Origin of the sequence: Pseudomonas sp. NPDC087697 (assembly GCF_044743155.1) — a bacterium.
Lineage (GTDB): Bacteria > Pseudomonadota > Gammaproteobacteria > Pseudomonadales > Pseudomonadaceae > Aquipseudomonas.
On the sequence record NZ_JBIUVW010000043.1, the window covers coordinates 14,222 to 29,263 of the forward strand.

The 15,042-nt window shown below is 57.4% G+C and carries 17 protein-coding genes and 1 pseudogene; 9 read left to right on the forward strand and 9 right to left on the reverse strand.

All coding sequences use genetic code 11. The features are described 5' to 3' along the window. Positions 1–332 precede the first annotated feature (332 nt). The 4 genes from ACIPIN_RS23505 to ACIPIN_RS23520 all read left to right on the forward strand — a co-directional run bounded on the left by ACIPIN_RS23505 (position 333) and on the right by ACIPIN_RS23520 (position 3,384). Positions 333–1,541, forward strand: coding sequence for an ammonium transporter (locus ACIPIN_RS23505; protein ID WP_401122769.1), 1,209 nt, complete (start codon positions 333–335; stop codon positions 1,539–1,541). Positions 1,542–1,719: 178 nt separating this feature from the next. Beyond that, positions 1,720–1,956 (forward strand): glutaredoxin family protein, encoded by a 237-nt coding sequence (locus tag ACIPIN_RS23510; protein ID WP_401122772.1) that lies wholly within the window; start codon positions 1,720–1,722, stop codon positions 1,954–1,956. A gap of 123 nt (positions 1,957–2,079) precedes the next feature. Further along, complete coding sequence (locus ACIPIN_RS23515) at positions 2,080–2,400, forward strand: transcriptional regulator (RefSeq protein ID WP_401122775.1); 321 nt, start codon at positions 2,080–2,082, stop codon at positions 2,398–2,400. A 93-nt stretch (positions 2,401–2,493) separates the two neighbouring features. After that, complete coding sequence (locus tag ACIPIN_RS23520) at positions 2,494–3,384, forward strand: pseudouridine synthase (protein ID WP_401122778.1); 891 nt, start codon at positions 2,494–2,496, stop codon at positions 3,382–3,384. A 138-nt stretch (positions 3,385–3,522) separates the two neighbouring features. On the opposite strand, the gene ACIPIN_RS23525 is transcribed toward ACIPIN_RS23520, so the two are convergent. After that, entirely contained in the window at positions 3,523–3,744 is a 222-nt protein-coding gene (locus ACIPIN_RS23525; RefSeq protein WP_401122781.1) for a YgdI/YgdR family lipoprotein, read from the reverse strand. Between the two features lie 77 nt (positions 3,745–3,821). Next, entirely contained in the window at positions 3,822–4,424 is a 603-nt protein-coding gene (gene mobA / locus ACIPIN_RS23530; RefSeq protein ID WP_401122783.1) for a molybdenum cofactor guanylyltransferase MobA, read from the reverse strand. An 81-nt stretch (positions 4,425–4,505) separates the two neighbouring features. Between mobA and moaB the strand changes: the two genes are divergently transcribed. Next, positions 4,506–5,045, forward strand: a complete 540-nt coding sequence (gene moaB, locus ACIPIN_RS23535; RefSeq protein ID WP_054596381.1) for a molybdenum cofactor biosynthesis protein B — start codon at positions 4,506–4,508, stop codon at positions 5,043–5,045. Further along, positions 5,029–6,255, forward strand: a complete 1,227-nt coding sequence (gene glp, locus ACIPIN_RS23540) for a gephyrin-like molybdotransferase Glp (RefSeq protein WP_401122786.1) — start codon at positions 5,029–5,031, stop codon at positions 6,253–6,255. The genes moaB and glp overlap by 17 nt, the downstream gene beginning before the upstream one ends. 70 nt (positions 6,256–6,325) lie before the next feature. Here glp and ACIPIN_RS23545 read toward each other — a convergent pair whose 3' ends face one another. Further along, on the reverse strand, positions 6,326–6,634 hold the full coding sequence (locus ACIPIN_RS23545; RefSeq protein ID WP_401122789.1) for a hypothetical protein: 309 nt from the start codon (positions 6,632–6,634) through the stop codon (positions 6,326–6,328). A gap of 194 nt (positions 6,635–6,828) precedes the next feature. Between ACIPIN_RS23545 and ACIPIN_RS23550 the strand changes: the two are divergent. Next, a pseudogene (locus tag ACIPIN_RS23550) lies at positions 6,829–7,029 on the forward strand (lipid kinase YegS); the annotation flags it as partial. On the opposite strand, the gene ACIPIN_RS23555 reads toward ACIPIN_RS23550, so the two are convergent. The 3 genes from ACIPIN_RS23555 to ACIPIN_RS23565 form a co-directional block, all read right to left on the reverse strand. Beyond that, entirely contained in the window at positions 7,013–7,672 is a 660-nt protein-coding gene (locus ACIPIN_RS23555; protein ID WP_401122792.1) for a response regulator, read from the reverse strand. The pseudogene ACIPIN_RS23550 and the gene ACIPIN_RS23555 sit on opposite strands and share 17 nt — an antisense overlap. Further along, positions 7,669–8,562 (reverse strand): sensor histidine kinase, encoded by an 894-nt coding sequence (locus tag ACIPIN_RS23560; protein ID WP_401122888.1) that lies wholly within the window; start codon positions 8,560–8,562, stop codon positions 7,669–7,671. Before ACIPIN_RS23560 ends, ACIPIN_RS23555 begins: the two co-directional genes overlap by 4 nt. Positions 8,563–9,082: 520 nt before the next feature. Next, positions 9,083–9,553: a hypothetical protein gene (locus ACIPIN_RS23565; protein ID WP_401122795.1), complete on the reverse strand. Its 471-nt coding sequence runs from the start codon at positions 9,551–9,553 to the stop codon at positions 9,083–9,085. A gap of 566 nt (positions 9,554–10,119) precedes the next feature. Here ACIPIN_RS23565 and ACIPIN_RS23570 point away from each other — a divergent pair. Together ACIPIN_RS23570 and ACIPIN_RS23575 are read left to right on the forward strand one after the other, a co-directional pair. Beyond that, positions 10,120–11,055 (forward strand): chemotaxis protein CheV, encoded by a 936-nt coding sequence (locus ACIPIN_RS23570; protein ID WP_071554432.1) that lies wholly within the window; start codon positions 10,120–10,122, stop codon positions 11,053–11,055. 101 nt (positions 11,056–11,156) lie between these two features. After that, entirely contained in the window at positions 11,157–11,963 is an 807-nt protein-coding gene (locus ACIPIN_RS23575) for an MOSC domain-containing protein (protein ID WP_401122798.1), read from the forward strand. Between the two features lie 69 nt (positions 11,964–12,032). Here the strand turns inward: ACIPIN_RS23575 and ACIPIN_RS23580 are convergent, their stop codons facing one another. From ACIPIN_RS23580 to ACIPIN_RS23590, 3 genes are all read right to left on the reverse strand, one after another. Next, on the reverse strand, positions 12,033–12,317 hold the full coding sequence (locus ACIPIN_RS23580) for a pyrimidine/purine nucleoside phosphorylase (RefSeq protein ID WP_007940055.1): 285 nt from the start codon (positions 12,315–12,317) through the stop codon (positions 12,033–12,035). 80 nt (positions 12,318–12,397) lie between these two features. Further along, the gene (locus ACIPIN_RS23585) at positions 12,398–12,940 is read right to left on the reverse strand and encodes an exonuclease domain-containing protein (protein ID WP_401122801.1); all 543 of its coding nucleotides are present in this window, start codon (positions 12,938–12,940) and stop codon (positions 12,398–12,400) included. 70 nt (positions 12,941–13,010) lie between these two features. Then, a complete protein-coding gene (locus tag ACIPIN_RS23590) occupies positions 13,011–14,972 on the reverse strand; it encodes an acetyl-CoA carboxylase biotin carboxylase subunit (RefSeq protein WP_401122804.1) in 1,962 nt (653 codons plus the stop codon). Positions 14,973–15,042: the final 70 nt, after the last annotated feature.

Below are 15,042 nucleotides of genomic sequence, written 5' to 3' on the forward strand. Positions count from 1 at the left end.
TGCTGGGGGGGGGGGGGTTCAAAATTTTGGGCCCCCCCGGGGGGGGCAAAAAATATGCCCCCCCGCCCCCCTAATGCCTGGTACAGCTTTTGCTATGTCGTGGTGCGTCAAACAGTGCTGTTGCGCTGAAACTGGGCGTGCTTCGCGAAAACCTTAACCTAAATAATAGAAACTCGCGCAAACACCCGAGCAATGATTGACCTCAATGAGTTTTTTGCGCCAAAACGGTTCGCCGGAATAAGGGTGGACGCCAAGGCTGGTGTCAACTTGGTGCGTAAATTGGCTCGGTGAACTGCTTTGGTGCTTTTGCGACTTTAAGGTCTGCCAACTCCATGGAAAATTTGCAAAGTGCTGTGGACAGCCTGGTCCATAGCTCCAATACGCTGTTCATTCTGATCGGCGCTGTCATGGTTCTGGCCATGCATGCCGGTTTCGCTTTTCTGGAAGTCGGCACGGTTCGGCAAAAAAACCAAGTCAACGCTTTATCGAAAATCCTCAGCGACTTTGCCATCTCAACGCTGGCCTACTTCTTTATAGGCTACTGGATTTCATACGGCGTCAATTTCATGCAACCGGCTGCGGTGATCAGTGCGGATCACGGTTATGGACTGGTGAAGTTTTTCTTCCTGCTGACCTTTGCCGCAGCCATCCCGGCGATCATCTCCGGGGGGATTGCCGAGCGCGCCCGATTCGTTCCGCAGTTGTGCGCGACGGCGTTGATCGTCGCCTTCATTTATCCGTTTTTTGAAGGTGTGGTCTGGAACGGAAACTTTGGTCTGCAGGCCTGGTTGTTGGCGCGTTTTGGTGCCAGCTTCCATGACTTTGCGGGATCTGTGGTGGTGCACGCCATGGGCGGTTGGCTGGCGCTGGCGGCGGTATTGTTGCTCGGTCCGCGCAATGGTCGGTATCGCGACGGGCGCCTGGTGGCCTTTGCGCCGTCGAGCATTCCGTTTCTGGCATTGGGTTCGTGGATTCTCATCGTCGGATGGTTCGGCTTTAACGTGATGAGCGCGCAAACCCTGCAAGGTGTCAGTGGTCTGGTGGCCGTCAACTCGTTGATGGCGATGGTCGGCGGTACGGTTGCCGCGTTGATTGTCGGTCGTAACGATCCGGGGTTCCTGCACAACGGCCCTCTGGCCGGGTTGGTAGCGATCTGTGCGGGTTCTGACTTGATGCACCCGGTTGGCGCACTGGTGACCGGAGCCATTGCCGGGGCCTTGTTTGTCTGGTGTTTCATCGCGGCGCAAAGCCAATGGAAGATCGATGATGTACTCGGCGTCTGGCCGTTGCACGGTCTGTGTGGCGTTTGGGGCGGGATTGCCTGTGGGGTATTCGGTCAGAGCGCCTTGGGTGGACTCGGTGGGGTGAGCCTGATCAGCCAGTTGATCGGCACCGCGCTCGGTGTAGCTGTGGCACTGATCGGAGGCTTTGCGGTGTATGGCGCGATCAAGCTGTTCCATGGCCTGCGCCTGAGCCAGGAAGAGGAGTATTACGGGGCGGATTTGTCTATCCACAAGATCGGGGCGGTCAGCCAGGATTGATTGCCTTCAGCGGATCGGCCGGGCTCGCGCAGAAGTTTTCTGGTTCTGCGCGAGCAAGGCCACAACGTCTTGTTACCCAGACAGCTCAAATTGGCTGTCCGCATGGGCGGTCCCGTCGCTCGACGAGTTTTCATCCCAGGCCTAGAATGATTACCCAATCCTCGTTGGTCTGTTCGTCATGTCCCCTGAATGCCAGTTGTTCAGCACCCTTGGTTGTCATCTCTGTGAACTTGCCGAAGCGGAACTGATGCCGCTGGTCGAGCACGGTTTGTTGGTGGAACTGGTCGACATTGCAGACAGCGAAGCGTTGTTTGAAGCCTACGGTTTGCGCATTCCGGTTCTGCGCCGTGTTGATACGGGGGCCGAGCTGGGTTGGCCCTTCGACGCCGAACAGGTCGTGGCATTCCTGCGTTAGACCCCTTCTCGTTTTTAGCGGCAGTCGTCCCGCCTGTCGCGATCCCCAGGTAATGCGTTGGCGTAACCCCGATTATTCGTCTACTGTATGCGCATACAGCTATTCGCGTTAGAGGGATGAAGCATGGTCAATGTTGAACAATTGAAAGCCAGCGTGAACCGGATGTCCGCCGATCTGGTACGCGAGGCGGTGCTGGAGTTGCGTCTGGATGGCCTGGTTACCGAAGGGAAAACGCCATTCAACAAATTGCACTTCAACACCTGCTTCGCTGAAATCGAAGCCTTGTTTCAGCGTGCGGGTTATCACCGTCAACTGGATGTCGTGGGTTATCAAGGGTTGTTGTATGCGCTTTATGATCCTGGCCGTTGGGAGGCTGTCGATGTATTGCGCTGGCTGAAGGAGTTTACCGACGCAGCGGCGCAGCGAGAGTCGCTGACCGCGTGACAATCGTGAGAACCGCTCGTGCGGAATCTCTCCTAGGATCGCTCAGGCCCTTGTTGGATAATGTACGCCTGCACTAAGGGCCAGAGCTTTCGTATGTCCACCTCATCTTTTTCCGCCGCACAGAATCAGGCTAGCACGCTGTACCTGCCGCCGGGCGTCTGGTTGACCGTGCTCGATTGTCTGTGCGAGCACTTCAGCGCCATTGGTCGCGAGCAATGGCTGGACAGGATCGCCCGTGGTCGTGTCCTGGATGGTCAAGGTCATGCGATTACTGTGGACCTGCCTTACAAGGAAGGTCTGCGGATTCACTATTTCCGGGAAGTTCCCGACGAAAAACCAATCCCGGTGCTAGAGACGATTCTGTATGCCGACGAGCATCTGGTGGTCGCGGACAAACCACACTTTCTGCCGGTGACCCCGGCGGGCGAATACGTCGAACAGACATTGCTGCGGCGCTTGATCCGTCGCCTGGATAACCCGCATTTGGTGCCTTTGCACCGCATAGACCGACACACGGCCGGGCTTGTGCTGTTTTCTGCCAACCCCCAGAGTCGTTCGGCGTATCAGTCGCTGTTTCCGACACGGCAGATCGAAAAACGCTACGAGGCAATCGCCCGCGCTTTGCCTGAGGTCTCGTTTCCGATGGTGCATAAAAGCCGCCTGGTCGATGGTGAGCCCTTCTTTCGCATGCAAGAGGGGCCCGGTGCGAGCAATACCGAGACTGCGATTGAAGTCATAGAGAAAAACGCTGATCTCTGGCGTTATGCGCTGTATCCGGTGACTGGAAAAAAGCACCAGTTAAGGGTTCACATGACTGCTTTGGGGGCGAGTATCTGCAATGACCCATTTTATCCTGATGCGTTGAAAGACGTTGAAGATGATTACGCCAATCCATTGAAGTTACTGGCCAAAGGGTTGTGTTTTATCGATCCGGTGACCGGGCTGGAGCGAAGTTTTGAAAGTGAAATCACCCTGCAGTGGTAAGTCCCCTACAGTGGTGATTCCGGAGTTTACGCGCGGCGCTCAGTGAGTGGCCTGGGCTGAGCAAGGTCTGCTTCTGCCAGAAACGATAAAACCCGCACAATGGCGGGCTTTATATGTACCAGGCTGTCGCCGTTAGGCTTACAGGTCTTTAACGGTGCGAACCTGATCTTTGTTGACTCGGGTTTGCTTGCCATCCAGCTGTTCGAATTCGTAAAAGCCTGACTTGGAATCGTATTTGGGGGTGTCGACAGACTGGATCTCGCGACCGTCGTTCAAGGTGATCACCGTAGGCGATGAGCAACCGGCAAGGGTAGCGAGGCCCAGTGTGAGCATGAGAGTGGCGAGGGTCCGTTGAGTCATGTGATGTCTCCGAATATGAATTCTTTTGAGTACTGGACTTGAGACGTATGCCTGGCGTGCAAGTTCCTTGGTTGGCGTCATTCTGGCACGCTACCGTGCAGGCTTAACAGCTCCGGTGTATTCAGGTTGGCCAGGCGTCGATCATTTTCGGGGCATTGCAGGGCGATGGCTCCGAGGTTTCGCATGATGCGTCCGGGGCTGCGCTCACCCTCGTTCCAGGCGTTTTCAAACTCGCCTGCCAGTGCTACAGGGATAATGCACAGCAACGGTTCCCAATGCTCGCCCTGGCGTAGCATCAAGGGTTTGTCCGGCTGTTGGCGGGCGGCTTCGCGCATGGCCGTGAGTAGTTCGGAATCAATACGCGGTACGTCACAGGGCAGGATCATCAGATGGGGATGTCGCGCGACCGCCAACCCGGCACGGATCCCAGCCAATGGGCCCGGGAAGTCACTATTGTCGTCATGGACCAACTGGTCGGCGTAAGGCGCGTATTTTTCCAGATTGCGGTTGCAGGAAATGATCAGGTCATCGCTTAAACCGCGAGTCTGGCGGTATAGATGTGCAATCAAAGGCAGGCCTTGCCACACCAGCAGCCCCTTGTCCTGACCACCCATGCGCTGGCCACGTCCTCCCGCCAGAAGCAGGACAGAGCAGGGTGGTAACGGGATGTTCGAGGTCATGGCACATCTCCATAGGTGCGGTGAAAAAATGAGGCGCTGTGATATAACACCGGGCTGTTTCTCCTACAACTGGACGAGCCTATGAAAGCCAAGGCTGATGTACCTTTCGCCCCGCTGAACATTGCGGTGTTGACTGTCAGTGATACCCGCACGCTGGAAACCGATACCTCGGGACAAGTCTTCGTTGACCGCCTGAGTGCCGCCGGACATAACCTGGCCGCACGTATTCTGCTTAAAGATGACCTCTACAAAATTCGTGCGCAAGTCGCAACCTGGATCGCTGACGACGTTGTGCAAGTGGTGCTGATTACCGGTGGTACGGGTTTTACCGGCCGTGACAGTACACCGGAAGCCGTCAGTTGCCTGCTGGATAAACAGGTCGACGGATTTGGTGAGTTGTTTCGGCAGATATCGGTTGCTGACATTGGCACCTCGACGGTGCAGTCCCGTGCGCTGGCAGGGTTGGCCAATGGCACGCTGGTTTGCTGTTTGCCGGGTTCCACCAATGCGGTGCGAACCGGTTGGGACGGGATTCTCGCTGAGCAACTGGATTCGCGGCACCGCCCTTGCAACTTCGTAGCTCACCTGAAACAGGCGGCACCCTGTGAATCCCGTGGGTAAGCCAGGCAAGACGGGCAGTTTGATGCCGGTCGAAGTGGCGCTGGCACGCTTGCTGGAAATGGCTGAGGCGTCGCCAATCCTTGAGCGCGAGCGATTGCCATTGGCTGCGACCCAGGGCCGTGTTCTCGCCGAGGATCTGCTGTCGACCCTTGATCTGCCGCCATGGCCTAACAGTGCCATGGACGGTTATGCCTTGTGCCTTTCCGACTGGACTGGTGAGCCTCTGGTGGTCAGCCAGAAGATATTTGCCGGGCAAGCCCCGGAGCCATTAGCGCCGGGTACCTGTGCACGGATCTTCACCGGCGCACCGGTGCCAGCGGGTGCAGACTGCGTTGAAATGCAGGAAAACGCCGAGGTTCAGGCAGACCAACGGGTACGTTTTAGCGAGCCGATGCACGCAGGGCAGAACATTCGCCCGCAAGGTCAGGAGACCACGGTGGGTGAGCAGGTGTTGACCGCCGGTACGCGCTTGGGTCCTATCGAACAAGGTTTGGCGGCCTCACTGGGGTGCGCAGAACTTGAAGTCGTGCGCAAGGTACGGGTTGCAGTGTTGTCCACCGGGGACGAATTAGTCGAGCCTGGGCAGGCCCTTGGCCCAGGGCAGATTTACAACAGCAATCGGGTATTGCTGTGCAGCTGGTTGCTGCGTTTAGGCTGCGAAGTGATCGATGCGGGGATTCTGCCAGACGATTTGCAGGCCACTCGCAATCGTCTCGCCGAATTGGGGAATGTCGACCTGATCCTTTCTACCGGCGGTGTATCGGTTGGCGAGGCGGATTTTTTGGGTATTGCGCTGCGTGAAGAAGGTGAACTGGCGTTGTGGAAGCTGGCCATCAAGCCAGGGAAGCCACTGACGTTTGGGCATTTTCGAGGTGTGCCGGTGATTGGATTACCTGGCAATCCTGCGTCGACACTGGTGACCTTCGCCCTGTTGGCACGTCCCTATCTGTTGCGTCGTCAAGGCGTAAGAGAAGTCCGGCCCTTGCAGTTTCAGGTTCCGGCAGGATTCGTCTGGTCCAAAGCTGGCAATCGCCGGGAATATCTGCGCGGCCGTCTGGAGCATGGGCGGGCAATCATCTACAAAAACCAGAGTTCGGGTGTTTTGCGCAGTGCAGCCTGGGCTGAGGGGCTGGTTGAAGTGCTGGAAGAGTGCACCTTGGCCGAAGGTGATTGGGTGAATTTCATCCCGCTGAGTGAAGTGCTGGGATAAGCCCTTTGCGCACTACAGACTTGCCAGGCCCGTTATGGATTACCTCGGGCCTGGCGTCTCGTGGCGCAGGTTATGAGTTAAGCAGCATCACGAGCTGATCGAAGCGGCTGTTGGCGATCCAGCCCAGCAGGCCAATGATCACCGCCGCAGCGCCTGCTGAGTAAGCAATCCTGTGCTTGATGGATTTGACGTCGTTTCGGACCTCTTCCATATCTCTGCGGATGTACTTGAGGTGGGTCTCCAGCTCTACAACGCGCGGTTCCATGTCGTTCCCTCCAGATGTGTTGATGGTGCAATTGCATTCAGTCGGGTGAGCGGGGTGACCGCCCTTGGGTGGCGAACCTCGGTTGACTGGAAATCGGAAGTCATGGCTTTGCATTAAGTGCATGGCTCCCTGCCCGATAGACACTGGTCATAATACGTGCACATCCTTGTGTGTTTTTTGCTGTTGCCTGATAACTGCAGTCACAAGGTGTACCAATACGAAATGACCGTCAATTGGGCTTATTCATCACGACTTGTAAGAAAAAAGTCGGCATGTAGGACTCTTCTGAAAGCACGTCTATTGTCGGGGGCATCGACAACATGTTCGTGCGGGCGCGCTTGCCGTGGGTCGAGATCAAGGTTTCGGAGGGGCTGTATATCAACCTTGATGGCGAGCCCATACAAGGTGACAGCTTGCGCTTTTCGATGCGTCCAGGCGCTTTGCGCGTACATCTGCCCGAGGGATCGCCGTTACTGGGGCGATCACTCCAGCCTAGTCGTCGAGACTGATGATTTGCTCGCGCACGGCAAACAGCACCAGGCCCGCGACATCGAAGATCTGCAAGCGCTTCATGATCTGAGAACGATGGGTTTCCACTGTTTTGATGCTCAGGCCTAAACCGCTGGCAATCTCGCGAGTGGATTTGCCACGCACGATCAAGCGCAGAATCTCTAGCTGACGTGCCGTCAGATTATGGTTGTCGACCGGTTCTGGCTGGCTTTTCTGGGCACGAATCAGTGCCTGGTTGATCACGGTGTGAGCGATGGCCGGGCTCAGGTAGCGTTCGTTGTTGCGTAAGGCTTCAAGCGCGTGTTCCAGTTCCGTGGCGGTGGTGTCCTTGAGCAGGTAGCCATGAGCGCCGGACTCCAGGGCTTGCATGATCAGCCCCGGGTCGGTGTGCATCGACAGTATCAGCACCTTGCTCTGCGGGCGTACCGCCTTGAGTCTTTGCAGAGCCTCAAGCCCGCCGGTTTCCTTCATGGATATATCCAGCAGGATGATGTCGGGGCTTAGCTTCTCGACCATTTCGAGCAGCTGTGCACCATCATTGGCTTCACCAATGACGGCGTAACCCGGAATATCCAGAACCAGCGCACGTACGCCGGCTCTGATCAGCGAGTGGTCATCCACCAGAAGCAAGTTACAAGTCAATGTTGAACCTTATTCGTACTGGCTCGTTCGAGCGCGCGGGGCGCCCAAGGGAAAAGTGCTTCGATCTGCGTACCTTTGCCGGGCTCACTGATGACGCTCAGGGTGCCGCCCAGTTGTTCGATCCGCTCTGACATTCCGGCCATTCCGCGCTGCCCTTCACGACCAGGATGGATGGCTGGAGAAAAGCCCAGTCCGTCATCGCTGATAAAAAGCGCAAGCCCTTGGGGCAGGCGTTGCAAACGGATCAACAGATTTTTGGCTTGGGCATGGCGCAGCATGTTGGTGACGGCTTCCTGAGTAATCCGAAACGCCGCCACCGCCATTTCTTCCGGAATACCGGTCAGACGCTGCTGGCATTCAAGGCTCCAGTTCACGGCAGTGTTTGCCAGTGTCTTGAGCAAATGCGCACGCAAACTGGCTTCCAGGCCAAGGCTGGTGAGTTGTCTTGGATTGAGAATGGCCGACACATCGCGAACTTTGGTAAGGGTTTCTTCCAGTGTGTCGCAGAGCACGTTGCAATGGCTTTGCAGTTCTTCGGGCAGACGTCGCTTGAGCCATTCACTTTGAAGCTTCGCCGCCGTCAGTAATTGGCCAATATCGTCGTGGAGTTCACGACTGAGCCGATGGCGTTCATTTTCCTGTACTTCCAGCAAACGGTCGGCAAGTTCCTGAGGCTGGAACTTGATCGATTTGCGCGAGTTGCGATGCTGCACCCAGACACCGGTGGCTGCCGCCAGATTCAGTACCAGCAGCGCAATTGGAAAGTGGCTGGACAGGCAATAAACCAGCAGGCTGCCCACTGCCGAACACAGGCACAGCAACAGAGTGAACCGGCGAACGTTTTTTCGGGAGGGTGGCCAAGAGGCGACTGACTTGAGGCTGGCGTACATAGCGGATGGAGCCAATGAATGTTCGCTGCGGGCAGACCGGTCAGGGTGGCTGACGGGTCTCTGTCTGGAAAATGCTGGTGATTGAATAGTTGGCTTCAAGTTAGCGCAGTCTGATTGTCAAAATCGAGTTTTGCAGTTTCCAGGGGATAGGCCCGGCCTGGAGTCAGAGTGCCATAAAGTAGAGCCAACTAATTGGGCCGCATAATACCACTTAACATACCGTTGGTCGCGTGCGCTATATATGTCCAGTGAGTCAGGAATTTTTTCGTTGTTGGACGGCTGTTCCACGTTTGGCGGGAATGCGCTGGCGACGGAGCGTCCAGCTTGAATCATTGTGTTACTAAACAGTTTGCAGTGCTCTAAACGGGGAGTTTCGGAGGTCAGAAGTCCACAACTAAATAGTTGGATTATTACGTTGATTCTGTCGTTAAAAGATATGAAATGTTCAATTGCGACACGAAAGGCTGTTGCGGGAAGTGCTGAAGATTATCAGGCGATCCCACGCAATACTTGATGAAACTCAGGCATGTCCTACCGAAAGCGTAGCGCATGCGAACGGCCTGGCAGGTGGTGCCAGACGTGTCGGGGCACGATCTATTTCCATGGCGAATGCTTCTATCAACGACATCTGCTCAGCGTCATCAAGGCTGAGCTGGCCGGTAGTCAGGTCGATGAGCTCAAGTTGCCAGGCCATCAAGGTGAAGCATTCTTTCAATGCGCAAAGTGCCTGGTCATTCAGATCGATTTGAGTGCGTGCATGGCTGAGCAGGCTGTGAATGCACATCGAGAACTCCGATACGGCCTGCAGCGCCAATGCATCGGCCCGGTTGGCCAGGGTGAACAGTGTGTTCAGCATGCAGTCGATGGCATCCTGATCATTGTTGATCAGTTGCAGGTGGCTCAGGCACTCCTCGGATTTGGCCAGCAGTGTTTCCGCCTCGATCAAAAATTCGGGCAGTCGCTGATTCCGGTTTTTACGATCGTTCAGCATGCTTCTCTCCACGACATCAAGTCAGGTGATGCAATTGGGCGTGTGGCGAACGAACGTAAGGTACTGCTGGACGACGACCGGAATCTGTAAGGCGATTCTGATTTTTTGTGGCTGGCGATGAACGGTATGTTTGCGTTCGACGCGAATTCTCCGATTGATCGAGCCTGATTTGCAGCGTAACGAGGTGCCGCAATAATTCGCCATGAGGCATGAGCGGCGTAACCTGGCGGGCTGAAAAACAAGCTCGACAACGGTTCTTCGATCACAAACAAAAGCCTGACTCCATTCATGCAGTGAGAATGGCGTCACATTAATGGCTATTGGATATCGCGAATATCAGGCTGGTCCTGATTGCGGCTAGGGGATTCCCTTATGCCACGGAACCTGACGCGCAAAGACGGGTCGCGCAGAGGATTGTGCAATGGGTGAGTTGACCGCATCAGTAGAGCATGATGTTAATGTGACATCAATTCCTTTGCGTGGCATTTTGTTTGCGGGTCAAGATTGCACGTGAACCGCCGATACCTTTCTTTAGTGAAATCATCAAAAAAGCCCAGGAGTCATTAATGGCCGGCATTCTCGACACAGTAGATCAACGCACACAGCTGGTGGGTGAGAATCGCCTGGAAATTCTCATGTTTCGTCTGGCCGGTCGGCAGTTGTTTGCGATCAACGTTTTCAAGGTACAAGAAGTCCTGCAATTGCCAAAACTGACCCTGATGCCACAGCGTCACCCGTTTGTCTGTGGTGTGGTCAATCTGCGTGGCCAGACGTTGCCGGTGATCGACCTGTCCCAGGCCATCGGTATGCGGCCGCTGGTGCCGGGGCCCAACAGCACCATCATCGTCACCGAGTACAACCGATCGGTGCAGGCATTCCTGGTCGGTGGCGTCGATCGCATCGTCAACATGAACTGGGAAGCCATTCTGCCGCCGCCAACCAGTGCCGGTCGCCAGCATTACCTCACCGCCATCAGCAAGGTCGATGACCAGTTGGTGGAGATCATCGACGTCGAAAAAGTACTCGCCGAGATCGTGCCTTACAACGCCAAGGTTTCGCGTGACAAGCTCGAAGACCCGGTGCTGGAGCGTGCCCGCGGTCGTGAAGTGCTGCTGGTGGACGACTCCAAGGTGGCCCTGTCCCAGTTGCGTGACACCCTGGGGCAGCTCGGGGTGAAAATGCACGTCGCCAGCGACGGCCTGAAGGCACTGAACATGCTCAAGGCCTGGGCCGATACCGGCGTGGTCATGACCGACAAACTGCTGATGATCTTCACCGATGCGGAAATGCCCGAAATGGACGGCTACCGCCTGACCACCGAGATCCGCAACGATCCACGTCTGCGTGGCCTGTACGTAGTCCTGCACACCTCGCTGTCCGGCAGTTTCAACGACTCGATGGTGAAGAAGGTCGGTTGTGACAACTTCCTCTCGAAATTCCAGCCAGACAAACTGGTCGACGTGGTGCGCCAGCGCCTGATGCTCGACGCAGTTCCGGCCTGACGGAGCATCACGGGCAGGCTTGGCGTCTGCCCGTGATGTGCTTCTTTGATTCGGCAGCCGGCTCGTATATCGTGGCGCTTTTGCCCTCCAGGGAGCTGGCCATGTTGCGTCTGAGCGCGCTTTACCGTTATCCACTCAAGTCCGGCAAGGGCGAAACCCTGCAACAGATCAGCCTGGATAAACTGGGGCTGGATGGGGATCGACGCTGGATGCTGGTGGACGAGGCCAGCGGACGCTTTCTGACGCAACGCGCGGTATCGGACATGAGCCAGTTGTCGGCGTTGTGGAATGCCGCCGGTGGCCTGACGCTCAGTGCACCCGGTCGCTCGCCGATCGATGTTGCCCTGCCTGCCAACGATGCCGAACTGCGTGGCGTGACCATCTGGCGCGATACCTTGCGGGTTCCTGATGCGGGTGATGCAGCCGGTGCCTGGGTCAGTGAATTCATTGGCAAGCCAACCCGACTGGTGCAGGTGCCCGAGGCGCTGGCCCGTACCACTCAGGCTGGCTATGGCAAGGATGACGATAAAGTCGCCTTTGCCGACGGTTTTCCGCTGCTGTTGATTGGTCAGGCCTCGCTTGAGGACTTGTCGCAACGCGTTGGCCGTCCATTGGAGATGCTGCGTTTTCGACCGAATCTGGTGATCGAGGGCAGTGAGGCGTTTGCCGAAGATGGCTGGAAGCGAATTCGCATTGGCGATGTCGAGTTTCGCGTGGTCAAGCCATGTTCACGCTGCATCCTCACCACCATCGACCCGCAGACCGGTGAGCGCAGCGACGACCGTGAACCCCTGGCCACGCTGCAGAAATACCGTGCGCAAGAGGATGGCGCGATGTTTGGCCAGAACCTGGTCAACGACGGCAATGGCCGGCTTGAAGTCGGTATGCCGGTGACGATTCTCGAATAACGCTGTAACGCTGGAATGAAAAATGCCCGTGTCTTTCAACACGGGCATTTTTTTATCGCGGTGAAACGCTTAGCCGCGGTATTCGCACAGGTAAGCGGTGTCGACGGCGACTTTCAGCTGGAACTTGCTGTTGGCCGGTACGTTGAACTGGCTGCCGGCGGCAAAGGTTTCCCAGTCGCTGCTGTCAGGCAGTTTGACGGTCAGGGCGCCGGAAACCACGTGCATGATTTCACGCTGGCTGGTGCCGAATTCGTATTCGCCCGGTGCCATGACGCCGATAGTGGCCGGGCCTTCAGCGGTGCCGAAAGCAATCGACTTGACGGTGCCGTCGAAGTACTCGTTGACTTTAAACATGGGCGATTCCTCGAAATGGGCTAAAAAGGCCGGCCAGTATGCACAAGGCTTTTTCGCCCGTCACCTGTTGCACTCAAGGATCAAGCCGGAAGAATCAGCGGTAACAAGCGCGCGGTATTGCGTGCATCTTCCAGGGCTCGGTGCTGTTGACCGGTAAATTGCAATCCCGCCAGTTGCAGGGCGCCGTTGAGCCCCAGCGGCCGTTCCAGTCGGCGGGCCTTGGCGAAGCGCTGCTTCAGATTCATGTGGGGGACACGGCTCAAGGCGCTGTCGAGTTGCAGACGCTGCCATTCCTGAAGCAGTTGTTTGCGGTCGTAATCGCCCCAGCTGGCCCAGCCTTCGAGGCGCGTGTGATGCTGGCCGAGCCAGCGCTCGAACAGCGGCCAGACCTCGGTCAGTGGCTGGGCAGTGTCGATATTGGCTTGGGTGATGTGGGTCAGCTCGCAACAGAAGGGTGTCAGCAGCGGCCGTCGCAGGGGCCGAACGAAGCGCTGGAAGTAGTCCAGTTCGCGGCCTTCGCGATTGACCAGGGTGGCGCCGATTTCGATGATTTCCATCTCGGTTACTGGCCAGCCACCGTCATCGGTTGTCGCTTCGAGATCAATTACCAGCCAATGAGGCATCGCAGGTTTCCTGGTATCCGCGTCCTGATGAGGCTGAGCGTAGCCAAACGCGGCGGATCCGCCTAGCGGCTTATTCAACCTCCAACAAAATCTGACGATTTTTTACCTGATCGCCGGGGCTGACCTGCAACCGTTTGATCACACCGTCGATGCCAGCCTTGAGCGGATGCTCCATTTTCATTGCCTCCAGCACCAGCAACAGTTGCCCTTTGCTCACCGGTGAACCTTCGCTGACCAGCACTTCGACAATCGCACCATCCATCGGCGCTTTCAGCGTGCCGGTGCTGGCGCTGACCTGGCCGCTGACGGGCGCCAGCGTCTGGTCTTGCAACAGCAGGCTGCCGGGGCGAGTGAACAACCACAGTTGTCCAGCGGCCAGTTGATAGGCGTAGCGGCGGCGAATACCGTTGATTTCCAGGGTGGCCGAGCGTGCGTTGATATCGAATAGTTTCAGTTGCAGCGTTTCCCCGGCGACCTGAATGCGTAATTGCCCATCGGGCAGGACGCTGACTTCGGTTGACCAGCGACTGTCGTTGAGGCCGATCTGTTGTAGCAACGGCGCGGTGGCGTTGTTGCGCCAACCGGCGAGTCCTGGTGTGTGTGGGCTGGCGGACTGCTGATAGAACAGCGCCGTGGCGATAGCCAGCTCTTCGGCCGTGGGCGCGTGCGGGTGAAGGCTCGGGTGATCGGCGAAGTGTTGCGCGATGAACCCGGTATTGAAGTCCCCGGCGATAAACCGTGGATGCTCCAGCAAACCGGTGAGCAAACGCTGATTGGTCTGCAGGCCCAGCAATGCGCTGTCTTCGACGGCCCGCAGCAACTTGCGCCGAGCCTCTTCGCGGGTGGCGCCGTAGGCGATGATTTTGCCGAGCAGCGGGTCGTAAAACGGACTGACCTGCTGACCTTCAAGCAGGCCGTGGTCGATGCGCACTCCGTCCGCCAGGGCCGGCTCCCAGCGCGTAATGCGCCCGGTCTGGGGCAGGGAGCCCTGCGCCGGATCTTCGGCGTAAAGGCGCACTTCCATGGCGTGGCCCTTGAGTTCGACCTGTTCCTGACGCAACGGCAGCGGTAATCCGGCGGCGACATCCAATTGCCAGGCCACCAGGTCCAGACCGGTGATCAATTCGGTCACCGGGTGTTCGACCTGCAAGCGGGTATTCATCTCCAGAAAATAGAATTGTCCCCGCGCATCGAGCAAGAACTCCACGGTGCCGGCGCCAACATAATTCACCGCGCGCCCGGCCTTCAGTGCGGCGTCGCCCATGGCTTGGCGCAGTTCGGCGGTCATCACCGGGCAAGGTGCTTCCTCGATGACTTTTTGATGGCGACGCTGGATCGAACAGTCGCGCTCGCCGAGGTAAATCAGGTTGCCGTGCTGGTCGCCGAATAGCTGAATTTCGACGTGGCGCGGCTCGATCAGCGCTTGTTCGAGAATCAGCTCGTTGCTGCCAAACGCGTGCAGGGCTTCGGAGCGTGCAGTGCGGACCTGCTCAAGCAGTTCACCCGCGCGGTGTACCAGACGCATGCCACGTCCACCACCGCCAGCGCTGGCCTTGATCATCAGCGGATAGCCGATGCGTTCGGCTTCGCGGCTGAGGGTGGCGTCGTCCTGCTCAGCCCCTTGGTAACCGGCGATGCACGGCACGCCAGCGGCGAGCATGGCGATTTTCGACAAGCGCTTGCTGCCCATCAGTTCGATGGCTGCAGGACCTGGACCGATAAAGGTGATGCCGGCCCGGGCGCAAGCCGTGGCGAACTCAGCGTTTTCCGAGAGGAAGCCGTAGCCGGGATGGATCGCGTCTGCACCGCTGCGCTGTGCGGCGGCGATGATCGCCGCGCTGTTCAGGTAGGACTGCGCAACGGCAGCGGGGCCGATGTTGACCGCCTCATCGGCCATGCGCACGTGCAGGGCGTCGGCGTCGGCATCGCTGAACACCGCCACCGTGCGATAACCCAGCGCCTGGGCGGTGCGCTGGATGCGGCAGGCGATTTCACCACGGTTGGCGATGAGGATTTTGCGCAGGGTGGGCATGGTTTGATCCTTTGTGTTGTGCGGTGTTTTTGAGGGCCTCTTCGCGAGCAAGCCCGCTCCCACATTGGAA

Coding starts and splice junctions, on each gene's coding strand:
- ACIPIN_RS23570 (WP_071554432.1), top strand. CDS start 10,120: ATGGCCGGCATTCTCGACACAGTAGATCAACGCACACAGCTGGTGGGT.
- ACIPIN_RS23545 (WP_401122789.1), bottom strand. CDS start 6,634: ATGCAAAGCCATGACTTCCGATTTCCAGTCAACCGAGGTTCGCCACCC.
- ACIPIN_RS23565 (WP_401122795.1), bottom strand. CDS start 9,553: ATGCTGAACGATCGTAAAAACCGGAATCAGCGACTGCCCGAATTTTTG.
- ACIPIN_RS23560 (WP_401122888.1), bottom strand. CDS start 8,562: ATGTACGCCAGCCTCAAGTCAGTCGCCTCTTGGCCACCCTCCCGAAAA.
- ACIPIN_RS23505 (WP_401122769.1), top strand. CDS start 333: ATGGAAAATTTGCAAAGTGCTGTGGACAGCCTGGTCCATAGCTCCAAT.
- ACIPIN_RS23575 (WP_401122798.1), top strand. CDS start 11,157: ATGTTGCGTCTGAGCGCGCTTTACCGTTATCCACTCAAGTCCGGCAAG.
- ACIPIN_RS23585 (WP_401122801.1), bottom strand. CDS start 12,940: ATGCCTCATTGGCTGGTAATTGATCTCGAAGCGACAACCGATGACGGT.
- moaB (WP_054596381.1), top strand. CDS start 4,506: ATGAAAGCCAAGGCTGATGTACCTTTCGCCCCGCTGAACATTGCGGTG.
- ACIPIN_RS23590 (WP_401122804.1), bottom strand. CDS start 14,972: ATGCCCACCCTGCGCAAAATCCTCATCGCCAACCGTGGTGAAATCGCC.
- mobA (WP_401122783.1), bottom strand. CDS start 4,424: ATGACCTCGAACATCCCGTTACCACCCTGCTCTGTCCTGCTTCTGGCG.
- ACIPIN_RS23580 (WP_007940055.1), bottom strand. CDS start 12,317: ATGTTTAAAGTCAACGAGTACTTCGACGGCACCGTCAAGTCGATTGCT.
- ACIPIN_RS23510 (WP_401122772.1), top strand. CDS start 1,720: ATGTCCCCTGAATGCCAGTTGTTCAGCACCCTTGGTTGTCATCTCTGT.
- ACIPIN_RS23520 (WP_401122778.1), top strand. CDS start 2,494: ATGTCCACCTCATCTTTTTCCGCCGCACAGAATCAGGCTAGCACGCTG.
- ACIPIN_RS23515 (WP_401122775.1), top strand. CDS start 2,080: ATGGTCAATGTTGAACAATTGAAAGCCAGCGTGAACCGGATGTCCGCC.
- ACIPIN_RS23525 (WP_401122781.1), bottom strand. CDS start 3,744: ATGACTCAACGGACCCTCGCCACTCTCATGCTCACACTGGGCCTCGCT.